General features: G+C 46.7%; 20 protein-coding genes. 16 read left to right on the top strand and 4 right to left on the bottom strand.

Annotation, left to right across the window (positions count from 1 at the left end):
* The first annotated feature begins 43 nt into the window (after positions 1-43).
* From ispC to F0265_RS16760, 15 genes are all read left to right on the top strand, one after another.
* A complete protein-coding gene (gene ispC / locus F0265_RS16830; protein WP_171749778.1) occupies positions 44-1,252 on the top strand; it encodes a 1-deoxy-D-xylulose-5-phosphate reductoisomerase in 1,209 nt (402 codons plus the stop codon).
* Entirely contained in the window at positions 1,249-2,607 is a 1,359-nt protein-coding gene (gene rseP, locus F0265_RS16825) for a sigma E protease regulator RseP (protein WP_171749777.1), read from the top strand. Before ispC ends, rseP begins: the two co-directional genes overlap by 4 nt.
* 38 nt (positions 2,608-2,645) lie before the next feature.
* The gene (gene bamA, locus F0265_RS16820) at positions 2,646-5,048 is read left to right on the top strand and encodes an outer membrane protein assembly factor BamA (RefSeq protein ID WP_171749776.1); all 2,403 of its coding nucleotides are present in this window, start codon (positions 2,646-2,648) and stop codon (positions 5,046-5,048) included.
* Positions 5,049-5,074: 26 nt separating this feature from the next.
* Positions 5,075-5,575 (top strand): OmpH family outer membrane protein, encoded by a 501-nt coding sequence (locus F0265_RS16815; RefSeq protein ID WP_029236186.1) that lies wholly within the window; start codon positions 5,075-5,077, stop codon positions 5,573-5,575.
* A gap of 6 nt (positions 5,576-5,581) precedes the next feature.
* Entirely contained in the window at positions 5,582-6,613 is a 1,032-nt protein-coding gene (gene lpxD / locus F0265_RS16810) for a UDP-3-O-(3-hydroxymyristoyl)glucosamine N-acyltransferase (RefSeq protein WP_171749775.1), read from the top strand.
* Between the two features lie 158 nt (positions 6,614-6,771).
* Positions 6,772-7,224 (top strand): 3-hydroxyacyl-ACP dehydratase FabZ, encoded by a 453-nt coding sequence (gene fabZ / locus F0265_RS16805; protein ID WP_006957902.1) that lies wholly within the window; start codon positions 6,772-6,774, stop codon positions 7,222-7,224.
* A gap of 1 nt (position 7,225) precedes the next feature.
* On the top strand, positions 7,226-8,014 hold the full coding sequence (gene lpxA, locus F0265_RS16800) for an acyl-ACP--UDP-N-acetylglucosamine O-acyltransferase (RefSeq protein ID WP_021456394.1): 789 nt from the start codon (positions 7,226-7,228) through the stop codon (positions 8,012-8,014).
* A 73-nt stretch (positions 8,015-8,087) separates the two neighbouring features.
* Positions 8,088-9,233, top strand: a complete 1,146-nt coding sequence (gene lpxB, locus F0265_RS16795; protein ID WP_171749774.1) for a lipid-A-disaccharide synthase — start codon at positions 8,088-8,090, stop codon at positions 9,231-9,233.
* Positions 9,234-9,235: 2 nt separating this feature from the next.
* Entirely contained in the window at positions 9,236-9,856 is a 621-nt protein-coding gene (gene rnhB, locus F0265_RS16790; protein ID WP_171340005.1) for a ribonuclease HII, read from the top strand.
* 91 nt (positions 9,857-9,947) lie between these two features.
* Positions 9,948-13,427 carry a DNA polymerase III subunit alpha gene (gene dnaE / locus F0265_RS16785; RefSeq protein WP_171749773.1) on the top strand — a complete coding sequence of 1,160 codons (3,480 nt, stop codon included), beginning with the start codon at positions 9,948-9,950 and terminating at the stop codon, positions 13,425-13,427.
* A 38-nt stretch (positions 13,428-13,465) separates the two neighbouring features.
* A complete protein-coding gene (gene accA, locus F0265_RS16780; RefSeq protein WP_019276455.1) occupies positions 13,466-14,425 on the top strand; it encodes an acetyl-CoA carboxylase carboxyl transferase subunit alpha in 960 nt (319 codons plus the stop codon).
* A gap of 93 nt (positions 14,426-14,518) precedes the next feature.
* The gene (tilS, locus tag F0265_RS16775) at positions 14,519-15,853 is read left to right on the top strand and encodes a tRNA lysidine(34) synthetase TilS (RefSeq protein WP_171749772.1); all 1,335 of its coding nucleotides are present in this window, start codon (positions 14,519-14,521) and stop codon (positions 15,851-15,853) included.
* 36 nt (positions 15,854-15,889) lie between these two features.
* Positions 15,890-16,204 carry a c-type cytochrome gene (locus F0265_RS16770; protein ID WP_006957895.1) on the top strand — a complete coding sequence of 105 codons (315 nt, stop codon included), beginning with the start codon at positions 15,890-15,892 and terminating at the stop codon, positions 16,202-16,204.
* A 103-nt stretch (positions 16,205-16,307) separates the two neighbouring features.
* A complete protein-coding gene (gene glnB, locus F0265_RS16765) occupies positions 16,308-16,646 on the top strand; it encodes a nitrogen regulatory protein P-II (RefSeq protein WP_006957894.1) in 339 nt (112 codons plus the stop codon).
* A gap of 53 nt (positions 16,647-16,699) precedes the next feature.
* Positions 16,700-17,557 carry an endonuclease/exonuclease/phosphatase family protein gene (locus F0265_RS16760; protein WP_171749771.1) on the top strand — a complete coding sequence of 286 codons (858 nt, stop codon included), beginning with the start codon at positions 16,700-16,702 and terminating at the stop codon, positions 17,555-17,557.
* Here F0265_RS16760 and F0265_RS16755 read toward each other — a convergent pair.
* The 3 genes from F0265_RS16755 to gloB all read right to left on the bottom strand — a co-directional run bounded on the left by F0265_RS16755 (position 17,537) and on the right by gloB (position 20,614).
* Positions 17,537-18,223, bottom strand: coding sequence for a YIP1 family protein (locus F0265_RS16755; protein WP_171749770.1), 687 nt, complete (start codon positions 18,221-18,223; stop codon positions 17,537-17,539). The two genes, F0265_RS16760 and F0265_RS16755, sit on opposite strands and share 21 nt — an antisense overlap.
* The gene (locus F0265_RS16750; RefSeq protein WP_171749769.1) at positions 18,220-19,785 is read right to left on the bottom strand and encodes a LysM peptidoglycan-binding domain-containing protein; all 1,566 of its coding nucleotides are present in this window, start codon (positions 19,783-19,785) and stop codon (positions 18,220-18,222) included. The genes F0265_RS16755 and F0265_RS16750 overlap by 4 nt, the downstream gene beginning before the upstream one ends.
* Before the next feature lie 70 nt (positions 19,786-19,855).
* On the bottom strand, positions 19,856-20,614 hold the full coding sequence (gene gloB, locus F0265_RS16745) for a hydroxyacylglutathione hydrolase (protein WP_038509964.1): 759 nt from the start codon (positions 20,612-20,614) through the stop codon (positions 19,856-19,858).
* 39 nt (positions 20,615-20,653) lie between these two features.
* Here gloB and F0265_RS16740 point away from each other — a divergent pair, with 39 nt between their 5' ends.
* The gene (locus F0265_RS16740) at positions 20,654-21,397 is read left to right on the top strand and encodes a class I SAM-dependent methyltransferase (protein WP_171749768.1); all 744 of its coding nucleotides are present in this window, start codon (positions 20,654-20,656) and stop codon (positions 21,395-21,397) included.
* Here F0265_RS16740 and rnhA read toward each other — a convergent pair.
* Entirely contained in the window at positions 21,390-21,854 is a 465-nt protein-coding gene (gene rnhA / locus F0265_RS16735; RefSeq protein ID WP_006957886.1) for a ribonuclease HI, read from the bottom strand. The two genes, F0265_RS16740 and rnhA, sit on opposite strands and share 8 nt — an antisense overlap.
* Positions 21,855-21,867: the final 13 nt, after the last annotated feature.

Here is a 21,867-nt window from a genome sequence, read left to right as displayed (position 1 = left end):
GGCAGGCTAGAGCCTGCCGTTATACTCTCATTGGTTTCTAGCTATGCGTAAGCTGACAATTTTAGGTGCAACCGGTTCGATAGGTGACAGCACGTTTAAAGTTATTGAACAGAATCCTCAGCACTTCTCGATTGTGGCCCTAGCTGCGGGTAATAATGTCGATAAAATGCGCCAACTTTGTCAGAAATGGCAGCCTAAATATGCAGTGATGGCCAGCGATAGTGCCGCGATGACACTGAAAACACAGTTGCAAGAACTCAAAATTTCAACGCAAGTGTTAGCGGGTCAAGAAGCCATGTGTCATGTTTCTTCATTTGAGGAAGTTGATACCGTGATGGCGGCGATTGTTGGCGCGGCAGGTTTGCTACCGACAATGGCGGCAGTTAAAGCAGGCAAGCGTATCTTACTGGCTAACAAAGAAGCTTTGGTCATGTCAGGGCAGCTATTTATCGACGCGGTGAAAGCCCACGGTGCTGAACTGATGCCTGTAGATAGTGAACACAATGCGATATTCCAATGTTTGCCAGAGTCGATTCAGACCAACCTTGGTGGTTGTGATTTAAGTGAGCACGGCATCCAACATATTTTGTTGACTGGTTCCGGTGGTCCTTTCCGTTACAGCGATATCAGTACGTTGCCAGCTGTCACACCTGAGCAAGCCATTGCCCATCCAAACTGGTCGATGGGACCAAAAATTTCGGTCGACTCTGCCACCATGATGAACAAAGGTTTGGAATACATTGAAGCTAAATGGCTGTTTAACACATGCCGAGAGCAGCTCAAAGTTTTGATTCATCCTCAATCCGTCATTCATTCAATGGTTCAATACAAGGATGGTTCGGTGCTGGCTCAAATGGGTGAGCCCGATATGGCGACACCGATTGCGCTAACACTGTCTTATCCAGAGCGTGTGTCTGCAGGCGTTAAGCCTTTGGACTTCACCACTGTGGGTGAATTGACTTTCTTAGAGCCCGACTTTAAACGTTACCCTTGTCTGAAACTGGCCATTGAGGCTTGTTATGAAGGGCAGCATGCGACTACTGCATTGAATGCGGCTAACGAAGTGGCGGTCGAGCATTTCCTGTCACGCAAGCTCAAATTCACTGACATTGCTGTTGTCAACGAGCGAGTGGTGGAGCAAGTTTGCTCTAACAATAATCATTCAGCTTGTGATAGCTTGGAAAGCATCTTAGAGCTGGATAAAATGGCGCGAGCGTTGGCCGTCGAAATCATTGAAGAGCGTGCATTATGACTGGGATATTGTGGAATTTCGCATCATTTATCATTGCGTTAGGTATTTTAGTTGCCGTGCATGAGTATGGCCATTTCTGGGTTGCGCGCCGTTGTGGTGTCAAAGTCGAGAAGTTCTCGATTGGTTTTGGTAAATCAATCTGGAGCAAAATAGGTAAAGACGGTACCGAATACAGCATTTCAATCATCCCATTAGGTGGCTACGTCAAGATGCTCGACGGACGTGTAGATGAGGTGCCTGAAGAGCAGAAAAAGCACGCGTTTGATACGCAACCTTTATGGAAGCGTACATCGATAGTAGCGGCAGGGCCTGCATTTAACTTTTTCTTTGCTGTATTTGCTTACTGGTTGGTATTCATGATTGGTGTACCAGCAGTTAAGCCCGTGGTTGGTCAGGTAGCGCCTCATTCTATCGCTGCTGAAGCAGGTTTAGAATCTGGAATGGAACTAAAAGCCGTCTCTGGCGTCCAAACTCCGGACTGGGAATCCGTCAATATGGGATTGATTGGCCATATTGGTGATGAGCAGTTAACGATGACAGTGGCCCCGGCTGACGGTGTGGGTGTTGAAGAAGTTAGAACGTTTGATTTAACCAATTGGAACTTTGACCCAGAACACGAGTCTGCTATGTCAGCGTTGGGTTTTAAGCCTTTTACTCCTGAAATCTCAACCACACTAGTGACGATTTCTGAAGGAGGTGCTGGTGAGGCGGCAGGCTTACAAGCTGGAGATACATTGCTCGCGGCTAATGGTCAACCGATCACTAATTGGCAGCAAGTAGTTGAGCTGATTCAAGGACATCCGAATCAAGCCATTGACTTGCAGATTGAGCGTGCTGGTGAGGTGCAAAACCTCATCCTAACTCCTGATAGTCGTGAACTTGCGGGTGAGCGAACGATTGGATTTGCCGGAATCGCTCCTGAAGTCGCAGAATGGCCGGAAAATTATCGCTTCGAGCTCCAATTTGGTGTATTTGAATCAGTCGGAAAAGCGATTGATAAAACCGGACAAGTTATCGATCTGACGATCAGCATGCTTAAAAAGCTGATCGTTGGTGATGTTGGATTAAATAACCTAAGTGGACCTATTTCGATTGCGAAAGGAGCAGGGACGACCGCCGACTACGGGTTGGTATATTTCCTTGGTTTCCTTGCGCTAATTAGTGTCAACTTAGGCATCATTAACCTTGTGCCATTACCTATGTTGGATGGTGGACACTTATTGTTTTTTGCTATTGAAGCAGTGATCAGACGACCAGTTCCTGAACGCATTCAGGAAATGGGGTACCGCATTGGTGGGGCAATTATTTTCTCTCTGATGGCAGTGGCGATATTTAATGATTTTGCTCGTCTGTAACAGGGCAAAGGTTGTAGTAAGGAATAACTAAAACAAATATGGCGATGAAAAAAATTCTATTTGCAACGCTATTGGCAACGAGCGTAACTGCAAATGGTGCCGAGAACTTTGTTGTTGAAGACATACAGATTGACGGTTTACAGCGTGTCGCACTGGGTGCGGCATTGCTAAAAATGCCGGTACGCATCGGCGATACTGTCGATAACCAAGACGTGTCTGAGATCATTAAAGCGTTGTATGCGTCAGGCAACTTTGAAGATATCAAAGTACTACGAGATGGTAACCAGTTATTGGTGCAGGTCAAAGAGCGTCCTACGATTGCTAACATTTCCTTTTCTGGTAACAAGGCTATCAAAGAAGAGCAATTACAACAGAACCTAGATGCATCTGGTGTGCGTGTAGGCGAAGCTCTGGATCGCACAACGCTATCGAACATTGAAAAAGGTCTCGAAGACTTTTACTACAGTGTTGGTAAATACAATGCGACGGTGAAAGCGGTTGTCACTCCTTTGCCTCGTAATCGCTCGGATCTGAAATTTGTTTTCTCTGAGGGTGTGTCGGCCAAAATTCAGCAGATTAACTTTATTGGTAATGAAGTCTTTACTGATGAAGAGCTACTAAGTCGCTTCAACCTGAACGTGGACGTCGCTTGGTGGAACTTCTTGTCTGATGATAAGTATCAGAAGCAGGTATTAGCGGGTGACATCGAAGCTCTTAAGTCTTATTACCTAGACCGTGGTTATCTCAAATTTAAAGTCGATTCAACGCAGGTTGCAATTTCACCAGATAAGAAAGGGGTTTATATTACCCTCGCGGTCAATGAAGGTTTACCTTACACGGTGAAAGACGTGAAGTTCCGTGGCGAGCTGATTGGTAAAGAAGCGGAGTTTGAAGCTCTGGTTCCGTTTGAAAACGGTGATGTCTACAACGGTTCTCAGGTAACAAGCTTAGAAGAAAACGTGAAACGTGTTCTTGGTGAAGCGGGTTACGCGTATCCTCAGGTTCGTACTATTCCTGAATTTGATGATGAGACTCAACAGGTCTCTCTAGTGGTTAACGTTGAAGCAGGTAAGCGTATCTACGTGCGCGATATCCGTTTTGTCGGTAACAACGCTACTAAAGATGAAGTCTTGCGTCGTGAAATGCGACAGATGGAAGGCAGCTGGCTTAACTCAAAATCGATTGAAACCGGTAAGAACCGCCTTAACCGTCTAGGGTACTTTGAAACAGTAGACGTTCAAACTGTCCGTGTACCGGGTAGCGAAGATCAAGTTGATCTCGTTTATAACGTTAAAGAAGCGAACTCAGGCAGTGTCAACTTTGGTATCGGCTACGGTACAGAGTCAGGCGTGAGCTTCCAAGTTGGCTTGCAACAAGATAACTTCTTAGGTTCAGGTAATCGTGTAGGCGTCAGCGCAATGATGAACGACTACCAGAAAAACGTGAGTCTTGATTATCGTGACCCATACTGGAATCTTGATGGTGTCAGCTTGGGCGGTAAGATTTTCTACAACACTTTTGAAGCTTCTGAAGCGGGCATCGTTGACTATACCAATGAAAGTTACGGAACCAGTTTGACATGGGGCTTCCCGATTAACGAGCTGAACAGTTTAGAGTTTGGTATCGGCTATACGCACAATAAGATTGGGAACGTCCCTACTTACGATCAGGCGCAATTGTTTGCCCAGAGTATTGGTCAACCTGAAGGCGATATCATTACCAACGATTTTGATTTGAATATCTCTTGGACGCGCAACAACCTTAACCGTGGTTTCTTCCCAACTGCCGGTAACTATCAGCGTGCATTTGCCAAAGCAACTATTCCAAGCTCGGACGCGCAGTACTTCAAAGTTCAGTATGACGTGCGTCAGTACGTGCCAATCACTAAGAAGCACGAGTTTACTCTCTTGATGCGTGGTCGTTTAGGTTACGGTAACGGTTATGGTCAAACAGACGGTAACGATAATCTGTTCCCATTCTATGAAAACTACTACGCGGGTGGTTTTACTTCATTACGCGGTTTCCGTTCTAACTCAGCGGGTCCAAAAGCTGTGTATACAAATACATCGGGCTCTTGCGGTAACAATGGTTGTGTAGATGCTACCGATGATTCTGTGGGTGGTAACGCGATTGCGCTGGCGAGTATGGAGCTTATTGTACCGACGCCATTTGCCTCGGATGAAGCGCGTAGTCAGATTCGTACCAGTTTATTTGTCGATGCAGCAAGTGTCTGGGATACCGAGTTTGTCTATAGAGAAGGGGTAAGCGACCCGTACTATAACGATTATTCTGATCCAACCAATTACCGAGCATCTTATGGCGCCGCACTGCAATGGATGTCTCCAATGGGGCCATTGGTCTTCTCTATTGCGAAACCAATTAAAATTTATGAAGGTGACGACGAAGAATTCTTCACTTTCACTATCGGCAGAACCTTCTAAATACAGAGGAATATACAGTGAACAAAATGATTAAAGCGGCTGGTCTTAGCCTTGTTGTAATGTCGTCTTCATTCTTTGCTAATGCAGCAGAAGCCGCGCAGAAAATTGGCTATATCAACACAGCTCAAGTTTTCCAAGCACTTCCTCAACGTGAAGTCGTACTGCAAAAAATGCAGGAAGAGTTCAAAGATAAAGCCGATGAACTGAAATCTATTCAGGCTGAAGCTAAAACAAAAATTGAAAAGTTGCAGCGTGATGGCGAGTTGCTAGGCCAAGAAGAAGTTGAAAAGCTGCGCGTTGAAGTTGCTCAACTTGACAGCAAATACAAAATCAAAGCTCAGGCTCTAGAAAAAGCTTCAGCTCGTCGCGAAGCGCAAGAAAAACAGAAACTGTTCAAAGTAATTCAGGACGCTGTTAAGAAAGTGGCAGAGAAAGAAGGCTACGACATCGTTGTCGACATTCAGACAATGCAATACGGTAAGCCAGAATACAATATCTCTGAACAAGTTATTAACTCACTGAAATAATTGGCTATGACAGCAATTACTCTAGCCAAACTGGCTTCGATTACTGGGGGTGAATTGCATGGTGACGCCGATGCAGTCGTGACCAAGGTAGCCCCCATGGATAGAGCGATGGAAGGTCATGTTACTTTCCTATCTAATCCTAAATACGCTAAGCACCTTGGTGACTGTCAGGCGACCGTCGTAATGGTCAAGGATGCGCAGCGTAAGTTGTGTACCGGTAATGTTTTGGTGGTTGACGATCCTTACATCGCTTTTGCTAAAGTGACACAAGCTTTGGATACCACGCCACTACCGGCCAATGAGATAGCTCCGTCTGCGGTTATCGCCGATGATGCTCAGCTTGGCAACAATGTTTCCATTGGCGCGAACGCTGTGATTGAGTCGGGTGTTCAACTGGCTGACAACGTTGTGATTGGCGCTGGCTGTTTTATCGGTAAAAATGCTCAAATTGGTGCAAATACCAAATTGTGGTCCAATATCAGTATCTATCACGATGTTGTGATTGGTTCTGATTGCCTTATCCAAGCGAACACAGTGATTGGCGCAGACGGATTTGGTTACGCTAATGATAAAGGTGAGTGGATTAAAATCCCTCAACTGGGTACGGTGCGTATTGGCAATCGTGTTGAAATTGGCGCTTGTACAACGATAGACCGTGGTGCTTTAGACGATACTGTGATTGAAGACAATGTGATCATTGACAACCAAATGCAGATCGCTCACAACGTACACATCGGATATGGTTCAGCTTTAGCTGGTGGTACGATTGTCGCAGGCAGTACTTCAATCGGCAAATACTGCATTATCGGTGGTGGCACTGTTATCAATGGCCATATCGAAATTGCCGATGGCGTCACTATTACCGGTATGGGAATGGTCATGCGCGGCATTAAAGAAAAGGGTATGTACTCTTCTGGTATCCCACTGCAGCCAAATAAAGAGTGGCGTAAGACCGCAACTCGGGTTCATCGAATTGATGAGATGAACAAGCGTCTTAAGGCGGTTGAAAAACAGCTGGATCAGGGCGAAGACACTTAATCTGATTCTGAATAAAAAGACTCGCGATGTGCGGGTCTTTTTTTCTGACTGATTATGTGGACTCAATACAACAACATCGCAGTGCGTACGTAGCATATTGGGATGACTTGGGTATAATGCCTGCCAGTTAATTTAGCATTCAAGATAGGAATATGACTTTGACTACTGAAAACAAAACGATGAACATCACTGAAATCCAGGAACTGTTACCACATCGCTACCCATTCTTGCTGATCGATCGTGTTATCGATTTCCAAGAAGAAAAATACCTTAAGGCGATCAAAAACGTTTCAGTGAATGAGCCTCAGTTTACAGGTCATTTCCCTCAACTGCCGGTTTTTCCAGGTGTTCTAATCTTGGAAGCGATGGCTCAGGCTACGGGGCTTCTAGCATTTAAATCGTTTGGTGCGCCTTCTGAAAATGAGCTGTACTACTTTGCAAGTGTTGATGGTGCTAAGTTTCGCAAACCAGTAACACCAGGCGATCAGCTGGTTATTGAAGTAGAATTCATTAAAGAGCGTCGTGGTATTGCAGCGTTTAACGGTGTTGCGAAAGTAGACGGCGAAGTTGTGTGTTCTGCAGAGCTTAAGTGTGCTCGTCGAGAGTTTTAATATGATTCATGAAACAGCTCAGGTACATCCTTCTTCAGTGATTGAAGGGGATGTGAAAATTGCCGCTAACGTGACCGTCGGTCCTTTTACCTATATTTCAGGCAAAATTGAAATTGGTGAAGGCACAGAAATCATGTCGCACGTGGTTATTAAAGGCCATACCACGATTGGTAAAGATAACCGAATTTTCCCGCATGCCGTGATTGGTGAAGAAAACCAAGATAAGAAATACGGTGGTGAAGATACAACGGTTGTTATTGGCGACCGAAACGTGATTCGTGAAGCTGTGCAGATCCACCGTGGTACCGTGCAAGACAAAGCGACCACAGTTATTGGTGATGACAATTTATTGTGTGTTAATGCACACATTGCTCACGATGTGATTGTTGGTAACCACACTCACGTTGGCAACAACGCTATCTTAGGTGGCCATGTGACAGTTGAAGACCATGCTGGTGTGATGGCATTGTCTGCGATTCATCCATTCTGTAAAGTGGGCGCATTCAGTTATATCGGTGGCTGTTCAGCGGTAGTGAAAGATGTTCCACCATATGTGCTTGCTCAAGGTAACCATGCGACACCATTTGGGTTGAATTTGGTGGGCTTGCAGCGTAATGGTTTTGAAAAGAGTGAACTGCGCGCATTACGCAACGCTTATAAAGAATTCTATCGAGCGGGCAAAACACAGGCTGAGGCCAAAGAAGTTTTGCTGGAAATGGCACAACAGTGGCCGTCCATTAAGCACTTTATTGATTTCGTAGAAAGTTCAGAGCGTGGCGTTATTCGCTAACTGTTACTGAATCCAAATTGAAAAGATCGCGGCCCTAGGTTGCGGTCTTTTTGTGTTTTTGAGGTTAGGGATTATGGATAACAAAAAGCCACTTCGCGTTGGTATCATTGCCGGGGAGCTGTCTGGCGATACCTTAGGTGAAGGTTTTATCAAAGCCGTTAAACAACAGTATCCAGACGCAGAGTTCGTGGGTATTGGTGGCCCGAAAATGATCGCTCAGGGCTGTGAGTCTCTGTTTGATATGGAAGAACTTGCGGTTATGGGGCTTGTGGAAGTGCTAGGCAGGCTCCCTCGCTTACTGAAAGTCAAAGCTGAGTTGGTTCGCTATTTCACCGAAAATCCACCGGATGTCTTTGTCGGAATTGATGCTCCAGACTTCAACTTGCGTCTTGAACTTGACCTTAAAAAAGCGGGAATCAAAACCGTACATTACGTCAGCCCTTCCGTATGGGCATGGCGTCAAAAACGTATTTTTAAGATTGAAGCGGCTACTAACTTGGTGCTGGCTTTTCTGCCATTTGAAAAAGCGTTTTATGATAAATATCAGGTGCCATGCGAATTTATTGGCCATACCTTAGCCGATGCTATTCCTCTAGATTCTCCAAAAGCGCCGGCCCGTGAGCTGCTAGGTCTTGAGAAAAATAAAAAGTGGCTCGCTGTTTTACCGGGGAGCCGTGGTAGTGAACTAAAAATGCTTGCTAGTCCCTTTATTGAAACGTGTCGTCGTTTGCATCATAAACATCCGGATTTAGGCTTTGTTGTCGCCTTGGTCAATCAAAAACGCCGTGAGCAATTTGAACAAGTCTGGCAGGAGCTGGCTCCAGAATTGGATTTCAAATTGGTCAATGATACTGCCCGAAATGTGATCACTGCTTCTGATGCGGTAATGCTGGCATCGGGTACAGTGGCATTGGAGTGTATGCTGATTAAGCGACCAATGGTGGTGGGGTACCGGGTGAATGCTGTGACTGCGTTTATTGCTCGAAAAATGCTCAAAACTAAATACGTTTCTTTACCCAATATTCTTGCTGATCAAGAGCTGGTCAAAGAGTTGTTGCAAGAAGACTGCACGCCTGAAAACTTAGAGATCGAAGTTGAAAAGCTGCTTGGTGAACAAGGGCAGTGCATGATTGAGAAGTTTACAGAAATGCATCACTGGATTCGAAAAGATGCAGATAAACAAGCCGCCAAAGCCGTATTGAACCTGATAGGTAAATAGCCATCATGACAAAAGAAAAAAAAGAACTGCCACCATTCGAATACCCACAAGGGTATCGCTTGATTGCCGGTGTGGATGAAGTGGGGCGTGGTCCGCTGGTCGGTGATGTGGTGACTGCGGCCGTGATTTTGGACCCGAATAACCCTATCGAAGGTCTCAATGATTCGAAAAAATTGACCGAGAAGAAGAGACTTGCATTACTGCCAGAGATTAAAGAGAAGGCACTCGCTTGGTCTGTTGGGCGCTGCTCTCCGGAGGAAATTGATCAGCTCAATATTCTCCAAGCGACCATGGTCGCGATGCAGCGAGCGATAGAAGGGCTGGAAGTGGCGCCTGACTTTGCACTCATCGATGGAAACCGCGTACCTCAGCTCAATATGGATGCTCAGGCAGTGGTTAAAGGTGATATGCGCGTCGCAGAGATCAGTGCAGCTTCGATTATTGCTAAGGTGGTGCGCGATCAAGAGATGGAAGAGCTCGACAAGCTTCATCCTCAATTTGGTTTTGCAAAGCATAAAGGCTATCCAACCAAAGCCCATTTTGAGGCCATTGAGCAACATGGCGTAATTGATCAGCATCGTAAGAGCTTCAAGCCCGTCAAAAAAGCCTTGGGTTTAGATTAGAAACCCTCACTGACTGGGGTATATCTAAGATTTTATATCACGTAAAATACCCCAGTAATCTCTCCGAATAAGCAAAACTGCGGAACCATTGATGTCAGATCCTAAATTTATTCACCTAAAAGTTCACAGTGACTTTTCCATGGTCGATGGCCTATCGAAAGTGCCTCCTTTGGTTAAGAAAGTGGCTGAAATGGGAATGCCAGCCATGGCATTAACTGATTTCACCAACTTATGTGGTTTGGTAAAGTTTTATGGAACGGCTCATGGGTGTGGCGTGAAGCCAATTATTGGCGCTGATTTTGCGATGCAGTCAGAAGAGTTTGGTGAAGAGTTGACTAAACTCACCGTGCTGGCAGCAGACAATGAAGGGTATAAAAACCTAACCTTGTTGATCTCTAAAGCATATCTGCGCGGTCATGTTCAGCATCAACCTGTTATTGATAAACAATGGCTAGCTGAGTTGTCGGCAGGGCTGATTGTTCTATCAGGGGCAAAAAGTGGAGAGATTGGTAAAGCGTTACTGAAGGGGAACCATAAAGTTGCTCAAGACTGCGCGGATTTTTATCATCAACACTTTGCCGACCGATTTTTCCTTGAGCTGACGCGTACAGGACGAGCAGATGAAGAAACTTATCTTCATTTCGCCTTGGACTTTGCAGAGAAAGAGCAACTGCCTGTTGTCGCTACTAACGATGTCGTGATTCTAGATGAAACGACGTTTGAGGCACATGAGATTCGAGTAGCGATTCATGATGGTTACACGTTAGAAGATCCTCGCCGCCCTAAAAACTACAGTGCTCAGCAATATTTACGTAGCGAAGAAGAGATGTGCGAGTTGTTCGCCGATATCCCTGAAGCGCTGGAAAATAGTGTTGAAATTGCTAAGCGTTGTAATGTGACGGTACGTTTGGGCGAGTACTTCCTGCCTGCATTCCCGACAGAGGGGATGCAGGAAACCGAATTTCTGGTCAAAAAGTCAGAGGAAGGCCTTGAAGAGCGCTTGGAATTTCTGTTTCCCGACGAAGAAGAGCGAGCGAAGCGACGTCCTGAGTACGATGAGCGTCTAAAAATCGAATTGGAAGTTATCAATAATATGGGCTTCCCAGGCTACTTCCTGATCGTAATGGAGTTCATTCAGTGGTCAAAGGATAATGATATTCCTGTTGGACCAGGGCGTGGTTCGGGTGCCGGTTCGTTGGTGGCTTATGCATTGCAAATTACCGACCTTGACCCGCTGGAATACGATCTGCTCTTCGAGCGATTCCTCAACCCAGAACGTGTCTCCATGCCCGATTTCGACGTTGATTTCTGTATGGATAAACGAGATCAAGTGATTGATCACGTAGCAGAAATGTATGGTCGTGACGCGGTTTCCCAGATCATCACTTTCGGTACTATGGCCGCGAAAGCGGTAATTCGTGACGTAGGACGCGTACTAGGCCACCCATTTGGCTTTGTTGACCGCATTTCTAAGCTTGTACCGCCTGATCCGGGAATGACTCTGGAAAAGGCATTCAAAGCAGAACCAGCGCTACCTGAACTGTACGAAACCGACGAAGAAGTGAAAGAGCTTATCGATATGTGCCGCATCCTTGAAGGGTGTACACGTAACGCCGGTAAGCATGCGGGTGGTGTGGTAATCTCGCCAACCACCATTACTGACTTCGCGCCAATTTATGCCGATGCAGAAGGTCACTTCCCGGTTACTCAGTTCGATAAGAACGACGTAGAAACTGCTGGTCTGGTCAAGTTTGACTTTTTAGGTCTACGTACCTTAACCATCATCGACTGGGCTCTTGGCTTGATTAACCCACGCCTTGAGCGTGAAGGTAAAGATCCCGTTCGCATCGAATCGATTCCATTGGATGATGCGGCATCATTCCGATTGTTACAAAACTCGGAAACGACTGCGGTATTCCAGCTCGAATCACGCGGTATGAAAGAACTGATCAAACGCCTGCAACCGGACTGTTTTGAAGACATCATCGCATTGGTGGCACTGTTCCGCCCGGGGCCGCTGCAGTCGGGCATGGTAGACAACTTTATCGACCGTAAGCATGGTCGAGAAGCGATCTCGTACCCAGATGAAAAGTGGCAACATGAATCGCTGAAAGAAATTCTTGATCCGACTTACGGCATTATCCTCTATCAGGAGCAGGTAATGCAGATCGCACAGGTACTGTCTGGCTACACCCTTGGTGGCGCGGACATGCTTCGTCGTGCGATGGGTAAGAAAAAACCAGAGGAAATGGCTAAGCAGCGTGCGACCTTCGAAGATGGTGCGGTAAAGAACGGCGTCGACGGCGAGTTGGCGATGAAAATCTTCGACTTGGTAGAAAAGTTCGCAGGCTACGGTTTCAACAAATCACACTCCGCCGCCTATGCATTGGTGTCTTATCAAACACTGTGGCTGAAGATGCATTATCCAGCCGAGTTCATGGCTGCTGTAATGACTGCCGACATGGACAACACCGAAAAAGTGGTCGGTCTGGTAGACGAATGTTTCCGTATGAAGCTCAAGGTGCTTCCGCCGGATATCAACGCTGGCTTGTACCGTTTTAACGTCGATGAAAATGGTGCGATCGTCTACGGTATTGGGGCGATCAAGGGGGTTGGTGAAGGTCCGATTGAAGCTATTCTAGAAGCACGCAACAAAGATGGTCACTTTAAAGACTTGTTCGATTTCTGTGCTCGTATTGATCTTAAGAAAGTGAACAAGCGCGTGATAGAGAAGCTCATTTATGCTGGCGCGCTTGATCGACTTGGTCCGCACCGTGCGGCGATGATGGCATCGCTTAATGATGCGGTAAAAGCTGCCAGCCAATACCACCAAGCGGAAGCGTTTGGTCAAAGTGACTTGTTTGGTGTTCTGACCGAAGCGCCGGAAGAAGTTGAACACAAATATACCAAGGTACCCGCGTGGCCAGAAAAAGTTTGGCTGGAAGGAGAACGTGATACACTTGGCTTATATTTGACCGGGCACCCAATAAATGCCTACATAAAGGAACTTGGTAAGTACACCAGTTGTCGACTAAAAGATGCGACACCAACAAGGCGTGATCAGAGTGTCACGGTTGCTGGTCTGGTGATTGCGGCTCGAGTGATGACAACCAAGCGTGGTACTCGTATTGGTATTATGACCTTGGATGACCGCAGTGGCCGTATGGAAGTTATGCTGTTCTCCGATGCGCTTGATCGCTACGCTGAATTGCTCGAACAAGACAAAATTTTGGTCGTTTCTGGACAGGTCAGCTTTGATGATTTCAATGGTGGTCTTAAAATGTCCGCGCGCGAGGTTATGGATCTCGGCACGGCGCGTGAAAAATACGCCCGTGGCTTATCGGTATCCATTGAACAATCTCAAATTGATGATCAATTTTTTGAGCGCTTTAGTAAGATACTAGAGCCTTACAAAGCAGGAACGGTTCCTGTCCATATATACTACCAACGCAGTGACGCGCGAGCGCGCTTAACGTTAGGTACCGAATGGCGTGTGACGCCTAGTGACGAATTAATAGACAATTTGAAACAACTGCTTGGTAAGAGCCAGGTAGAACTCGAATTTAACTAAGTTCGGCAGTCGAATGCCGAATCAGAAAGGATCTATAGATGAGCCTGAACTTTTTAGAATTTGAAAAGCCTATCGCAGAACTTGAAGCTAAGATTGAAGCACTTCGTGGTGTTTCTCGTCACGGTGGTGACTCTGGCGTTGATCTAGACAAAGAGATCGAACAGCTAGAAAAGAAAAGCTTAGAACTGAAGAAGAAAACGTTCAGCGACCTTGGTGCATGGGAAACAGCTCAGATGGCTCGTCACCCGCTACGCCCATACACGCTTGATTACATTGAGCACGTCTTTACTGAGTTTGAAGAACTAGCCGGTGATCGTGCTTACGCTGACGACAAAGCGATTGTTGGTGGCATGGCTCGTCTTGATGGTCGCCCTGTGATGATCATTGGCCACCAGAAAGGTCGTGAGACGAAAGAGAAAGTGAAACGTAACTTTGGTATGCCAAAGCCAGAAGGTTACCGTAAAGCGCTTCGCTTGATGGAAACGGCTGAGCGTTTCAACATGCCAATCATCACTTTCATCGACACTGCAGGTGCATACCCAGGTGTTGGCGCAGAAGAACGCGGTCAGTCTGAAGCAATCGCGAAAAACCTTAAGGTAATGGCTGGTCTCAAAGTGCCTGTTATATGTAACGTGGTAGGCGAAGGTGGTTCTGGTGGTGCACTAGCTATTGGCGTAGGTGACTACGTGAACATGCTGCAATACTCGACTTATTCTGTTATCTCACCTGAAGGTTGTGCCTCAATTCTTTGGCGCGATTCAGATAAAGCGCCACAAGCAGCAGAAGCGATGGGACTGATTGCTCCACGTTTGAAAGAGCTAGAACTGATCGATGAAATCATCGAAGAGCCTTTAGGCGGTGCGCATCGTGATCACATCCAAATGGCTGCTAATATGAAAGCGACTTTGGTCAAGCAGCTTGATGAGCTACAACATTTTGACAATGATGCTCTGCTTGAACGCCGTTACCAGCGCTTAATGAGCTACGGTTACTGTTAATCATGCAAGATTGAAGACAAAGGCTGAACTTAGGTTCAGCCTTTTTTGTTATGGGTGGTAAACTAGCAGCATTGAAAACTCTCTTCTTTGTGTATGAATTTATATCAGACATTTTCTTCTGTCATTAACCAACACAGGCAGCCTGGAGGTAAGTTAGTGCTTGCTTTGAGTGGTGGTCTGGATTCCAGAGTCCTGTTGTCGCTAATGGCGAGATACTTCCGTGAGCACCAGCAAAAGGGGCTAGCAGTACACGTCCATCATGGCTTAAGCAGTAATGCCGATGATTGGGCCGAGCAGTGTCAGCAGTGGTGCTCAGAAGACGGTATTCCTTATAACCTTGAGAGAGTGACGCTGGAAAAACACGGAAAAAGCATTGAAGAAAGTGCACGAGAGGCTCGCTATCAGGCTCTAAGTAAGTATGTTTCCAAGGGAGATTTATTGCTGACGGGGCAGCATAGCGACGATCAGTTTGAGACCTTCTTGCTGGCATTAAAACGCGGCAGTGGGCCTAAAGGGCTATCCGCTATGGCTCAGGCTATGCCTTTTGTTGAAGCTCTGCTTGTTCGGCCATTGCTAGCAGTAAGCCGATCAGATGTAAAAGCCTATGCGATAGCTGAACAATTGCAGTGGGTTGAAGATGAAAGTAACCAAGACACGCGATTTGATCGCAACTTCATTCGCCATCAGGTCGTGCCTGTCATCACGCAACGTTGGCCGCATTTCTCTCAGGCCGTGCAGCGCAGTGCCGAGTTGTGTGCTGAGCAAGAGCAACTTCTTGATCAATTATTAACTGAGCGCTTAGCAGAGGTGCTGCATCAAGATGGCAGCTTATGGATTGAGCCTTTACAGAATATGACGCCGTTGATGCGAGCTCGCTTACTCAGGATGTGGCTCTCTCATCATCAGGCACGCATGCCCAGCCGTGAGCAACTGAACAAGGTGTGGCAGGAAGTAGCGCTCAGTCGTCAAGATGCCAACCCAGCACTCTCCATATCGGGCGGTCAAGTTCGTCGTTTTGAACAGCGCTTGTATCTGGTTGAGCAGTGGCAAGAGCTGTCGGGCTGGCAGCGGGATATTGCCATTGGTACAGGGCTGAACTTGCCTGACTCATTGGGCTCTTTATTACTCCAATCTAGTCATAATGGGCAGCTTTCAAAAGCTGCACTTGAAGCCGCGCCATTATCCGTTACGTTTGAGCCTCAAGGTTTGAGCGCGAAGCCTACTGATCGCAACCATAGCCGAAAATTGAAAAAATTGTTTCAGGAATATGGAGTGCCGAGTTGGTTGAGGCGCCGTGTACCGATTTTAATGTGTGGAGAGAAGGTTGCCGCTGTCGCTGATTTATTTGTTGATCATCACTTTGCAGGCCAAGACTGTGAACTTGTCTGGGACAAGCCAGTACCATTTGTGTCAAAATTGTATACATAAAAACACACAAATAAAATGGAATTATAAGGAAGAGCAATGAAGAAAATCGCTATCGGACTGGTCGTTGGAATGAGTTTGTTTGCTGGGCAAGCCATGGCGGCAGGTGATGTCGCAGCCGGAAAAGCAAAAGCGGCGGTATGTGCCGCGTGTCACGGCGCAGATGGTGTCGCTGTTATTCCAGGTTACCCTAACCTGAAAGGCCAAAACGAACAGTACATTGTTACGTCAATTAATGCCTACAAAAACAAAGAACGTAACGGTGGATTAGCCGCGGTTATGCAGGCACAAGCTGCGGCGTTAAGTGATGCGGATGTGGCCAATTTAGCGGCGTACTACGCGAGTCTAAAGTAAGTCATAGGCAATAGTATTTAGCCCGAGCATAAAAAGCTCGGGCTTTTTATTGCCTGTTTATCATGGGATAATGAGACAAATTGCTGAAGTTTAAGGGATGAACATGAAAAAAATCGAAGCCATAATTAAGCCATTTAAATTGGATGACGTTCGTGAAGCATTGGCGGAAGTGGGTATTACTGGCATGACGGTTTCTGAAGTGAAAGGCTTTGGTCGTCAGAAGGGGCACACGGAACTGTACCGTGGCGCGGAGTACATGGTGGATTTCTTACCTAAGGTGAAGCTTGAGATTGTTGTGACGGACGATGTTGCAGAGCAATGTGTCGATACCATTGTTGAGACGGCTCAAACCGGTAAGATTGGTGACGGCAAAATCTTTATCACTGATATTGAGCGTATTGTCCGTATTCGTACTGGTGAAGAAGACGAAGACGCAATCTAATCCGATTTTCTTAAAAGAGCCGCAAGGCTCTTTTTTCTTAATGGTCGTTCCAAGTGAAAAAAAAGCGCCTGCTGATCTTACCTATTGTTGCTATCGCTGCTGTGGTTGGTGGTTTCCAACTGATTTTTTCTCTGCCTAAGCAGCCTCAACTTTCGACTATTTCCCAGTCAGGGGAAGATGTGTCGCTGCGTTGTGCGCATGCCTCTCAGGTGGAGTCCATTGACAATAATGGCGACATAAATCTGCTCGTTTGGAATATATATAAGCAAAATCGCGATAATTGGTCGCAAGAGCTAACCAAGTATTCTGACGACAAACAGTTGGTTTTGCTCCAAGAAGCCAGTATGACGCCCGAGCTCAAGGAGTGGATGAAACAGCAGCTTTGGTTTGGTAATCAAGTGGATGCGTTTAAAGCGTTTGAACGCAGTGCAGGGGTGCTGAATTTATCTAAGTCTCTTCCGAAGCTCGCTTGTGCTTACACTGAGCTGGAACCTTGGTTGCGTTTACCTAAATCGGCCATTTACGCCACGTACCCTTTATCTGATGGTCAGGTGCTGTCGGTTATCAATATCCATGCGGTGAACTTTACCTATGGTACGGAGGAGTATCAGAGGCAGCTTGGTACACTGGTTGATGAGCTGAGCAAGCATCAAGGGCCGATTATCATCGCCGGTGATTTTAATAGTTGGAGTGCAGATAGGATGGCGGTAATGAGAAGCGCACTGGACGAGCTTGGAGTGAAAGAGGTGAGCTATCGCCCTGATCATCGTACTCAATTTATAACCGGATTGCCGCTCGATCATGTTTTTTATCGTGGATTAACCCTGATAAAAGCAGAGGCGCCGGAATCCGACGCCTCTGACCATAATCCTCTTGAAGTCACGTTTCGCTTAGCTGATAACGATATATAGCGCCCAGATAATGTAATACGCCACCCATGGCAGCGCTGAAATTGCCAACGCTTGACCACGTTCGAACTCAGTCCAAGTTCCGACAGCAGCGTAGCCTAAAGCGATATACCAAGGTAAGAGCAGCGGGAATGAACTGGCAAATTGTGACCACTCATTGGTCAGCGGCAGCTTCAACAGGCCATTGAGGCTATTGAGGTCCGCTGCATACACCATTACCTGACCATGCTTGAGAAGCAGGCTGACGTAACTCGCCAGATCGCCAATGATCGCTGGAAATACGACGACAGTGCTTGCAGCAAACCAGCGCCAGAAGCCATGTTGGTGCTGGCTGGGTTTGGTGGCTAAATTGAACCAAAACGCCAACATCATAATAGTTAATGTTCGGCCTGCTACGTCGCTGATGATCTCACTGGCCATCAGAGTGTTCGCATCAAGCAGCTCCAATTGTTTCGGATTGGTTTGTGCGAGTTGAGCAGACAAGCCCTGTCGCAGCCACTCAAAATCGACAATATCAAAGTAGGCGCCCCAAAAGAGAAATGGGGACAACATCAACACGATATAGGTTTGCCAGCCCCAAGCACCACGTTGGTAAAGTGCGAGGAAACAAGCGCTGGGTGAACGAAATACGTCAACCAGCATCACGAGAGGGTTTGAAGAAGGCGTCATACACTCACCTTAGTTACATCGACATAGAGTTTCAGCTTTTGACCAGGCTGTAGGTATTTCTTTTTGCTTAGTCCGTTCCACTTCACGATGTCATTAGATTTCACTTTAAATTTGTTGGCGATGCCGCTGATGGTATCGCCAGATTTTACGCTATAGAAAACGGTACGGATGATGGCGCCATCTGAACTGTTTTTCCAGATAACCAGCTTTTGTCCAACACGTAACGTGTCTCTTGGTCCCATGCCATTCCATTTTGCGAGAGACTGATGGGAGACCTTATTGGCACGCGCGATGCTCCATAAGCTATCACCAGAGCGTACAGTGTGAGTGAGCTTATACTGGCCACGTGATTTGGCCTGAGTTTTTGCCAGTCGGTTGGTTGCACTCAGTGTGTAGGCCTGATTATCCTTGGTTGATGTCGGGATCATCAAATGCTGGCCGACACGGATGTTGTATCCGTTAAGGTTGTTAGCACTCTGAATGACTTTCGTTGTGGTGTTGTATCGGGTGGCTAATACACTCAAGCTATCACCGGATTTGACCTTATAACGAACCACTTTCATGCCTTTGCCACGGTTTTCAGCCACTTTGGCCTTAAACGTGTTGATTTTTCCAACTGGCAGCAACAGTTGGTGTGGGCCATCAGGGGCAGTTGCCCACTGGTTGTATGCGGGGTTGAGGCTCTGTAGCTGCTTGACGCTAATGCCTGCGTAGTTTGCGGCAATCGCTAAATCCAGTTGTTCCTTAGGATCAACCAGTTCCACGACTGGTCGGTTGGCAACGGCAGGTATATCGATGCCGTATTTGTCTTGGTTTGCGATGATATCTGCCAATGCGAGTAGTTTCGGCACATATCCACTGGTTTCCTTAGGCAGGTCCAGCGAGAAGAAATCGGTTGGTTTGCCTAAACGCTTATTCTTGCGAATGGCGCTGGACACACGGCCACCACCGCTGTTGTATGCCGCTATTGCGTGATTCCAGTTTCCTTCAAAACGCTTATTTAATACTTCTAAATAATCAAGAGCCGCATCTGTGGAGGCCGCGACATCGCGACGCCCGTCATACCAGAAATTTTGCTTTAAACCGTAATATTTTCCTGTACCGGGAACAAACTGCCACAGGCCAGCAGCGCTGCCGTGAGAGTATGCAAAGGCGTCAAAGGAGCTTTCAACAATAGGCAGAAGAGCAAGCTCTAGTGGCAGGTCACGTTGCTCAATTTTTTCCGTGATCAGGTAAAGAAACGGCTGGGCACGTTCGGAAACGGTTTTAAGGTGGTTGGGGTGTTTGAGATACCAGGTACGGTAGTAATCCACCATTTTTTCATCGGGAATCGGGAAATCCAATTGCATGGCAATGCGATGCCAAACATCTTCCTGAGATTGAGGTGTTACAACAGTTTTAGATGACTCTACCGACTCTGAAGGTTTGGTGGTCGGTTTTGAAGAACTTACCGTTGGTGGATTATTGGTCTCCGGAGAAGCAGTTTTATCGCTCTCTGTCTGCTGGGTAAGCTGACATCCTGTTAGTAGCAGTGCTAATACCCAGCTGTGTTTAACTCGCATTTCACAGCCCTTTTTTTATTTGGCTGCTGATAATACTTGTCTAAATATGGAAGTGACAAGTTGCAAAACGTTAAAATTCGTTCTTCCACTCACGTAACGCCGAAAAAATGGCGAGTGAGTCCGTTTGTTGGGTCCGGTTAGCCACGGAACGCATGACGCTTTGCTGGTCTGTGCGCAGAAAAGGGTTAATCCATTTTTCCTTGCGAATGGTGGTCGGCAGAGTCGGTTTGTTTTGCGCTCGCAGGCGATTCACTTCGTCACGGTATTGCTGCAGTAGTTCGTTGTCTGGTTCTACCGCAAGGGCAAAAGCGACATTGCTGGCCGTGTATTCATGTGCACAGTAAACTTCGGTCTCTTCGGGTAGGGCAACCAGTTTATTGAGCGACGTATGCATTTGTTCCATTGTGCCTTCGAATACGCGCCCGCATCCGGCGGAGAACAGAACATCGCCGCAGAACAGCTTTCCATCGCCAACATAACCAATATGCCCTCGTGTATGTCCTTCTAGGCCCAAAACGAAAAAGATCTCGCCAAACAGTTCGATTTGGTCGCCGGCCTCAACGGCGTGGGTCAATGTTGGCACGGGTTCATTGGCTGGGCCTACCACGTCGACATCTGGAAATTGTCTGACTAACTCAGGAACGCCACCGATGTGATCATTATGGTGGTGGGTAATTAAGATCGCCTCTAAGCTTAACTCGTGCTGTTTGAGGTACTCCAACACTGGGGCCGCGTCTCCCGGATCGACGACAGCACAACGCTGATCGCTATTTTTAATCAGCCAGATGTAATTGTCGTTAAATGCAGGTATGCTTTTGATATCTAACATAGTTGTCTCTCCGGTTACCAAGAGTGAAGCAGGTTAAGTATGAAGCCAGCACGCAGTACTAAGAAGCTCGAAAAGCCTCATTCATGGTCTCAGCTTAAGAATGGCCAATGGGTCAGTGAATCAATACAAACTCGTGTTGATGAATGGTGCCCAAAATTATTTGGCTATCATATGCTTAAGTTGGGTGGGCTGAGCTGCGAGTTAACCAGCTTTAATTGTAATATTCAACACCAAGTTAACCTCGATATCCAGAACCCTCTGCACAATGTGATTGCAGATGGTTATGACCTACCGTTTCTTGAAAAAAGTTTCGATGCTGTTGTGATGGCGCACCAGCTGGATTATTGCAATGACCCTCACCGAATGTTGAGAGAAGTCGATCGGGTGATGATCGACGATGGCTATTTGATCATCACTGGGTTTAATCCTATCAGCCTCACTGGTTTGGCTAGCCTGATGCCGTGGCGCAAGAATAACTTGCCTTGGAGTGGGCGTATGTTTACCCCGAATCGTATCCGCGATTGGTTGAGTGTCTTGAACTATCAGGTGATTGAGTGCGACAGTTATGCTCTGTTTCCAATGCAGAAATACCGCACAATCTGGACTTGGCTGGAAAACGGTTTAGGGGATTGGGCGTCTCCTATGGGTAGCCTGTACTTTATTGTTGCGCGCAAACGTACCTACCCACTAAAACCTATCAAGCCACATTGGAAGCTAAAACGAAAATTGACGCCGATTGGCGTCAATTACAAAATTTCGAGCAAGCGAAGTAGCTCTAACTAGGCTGATAACCTGTGTCTTCGTCAGTTGGATTTTCAGCGGCAGCCCGGGCGAGTTCATCACACATTTCATTTTCTCGGTGGCCTGCGTGGCCTTTGACCCAGCGCCAGTCTATTTTGTGGCGTCCGGTTTCCGCATCGAGCGCTTTCCATAAATCGGCGTTCTTAACCGGTTTCTTATCGGACGTTTTCCAGTCCCGCTTTTTCCAGTTATGGATCCATTGAGTAATGCCTTGGCGAACGTACTGGCTGTCAGTGGTGAGTATGACGTCACAAGGCTCTTTTAATGCTTGCAGTGCTACTATAGTAGCCATCATTTCCATGCGATTGTTCGTGGTTAGGGTATAACCTTTAGCAAGGGTCTTTTCTACTTGTTTGTAGCGTAAAACAATGCCGTATCCGCCGGGCCCCGGATTGCCTAAGCAAGAACCATCTGTGAAAATTTCCACTTGTTTCGTCATGATTTGATACTAT

The organism is Vibrio sp. RE88 (assembly GCF_013113835.1).
In the GTDB taxonomy this organism is placed as follows: Bacteria; Pseudomonadota; Gammaproteobacteria; order Enterobacterales; family Vibrionaceae; genus Vibrio.
Note: the sequence above shows the minus strand (reverse complement) of the source record. Positions and strands in the feature narration are given on the sequence as shown.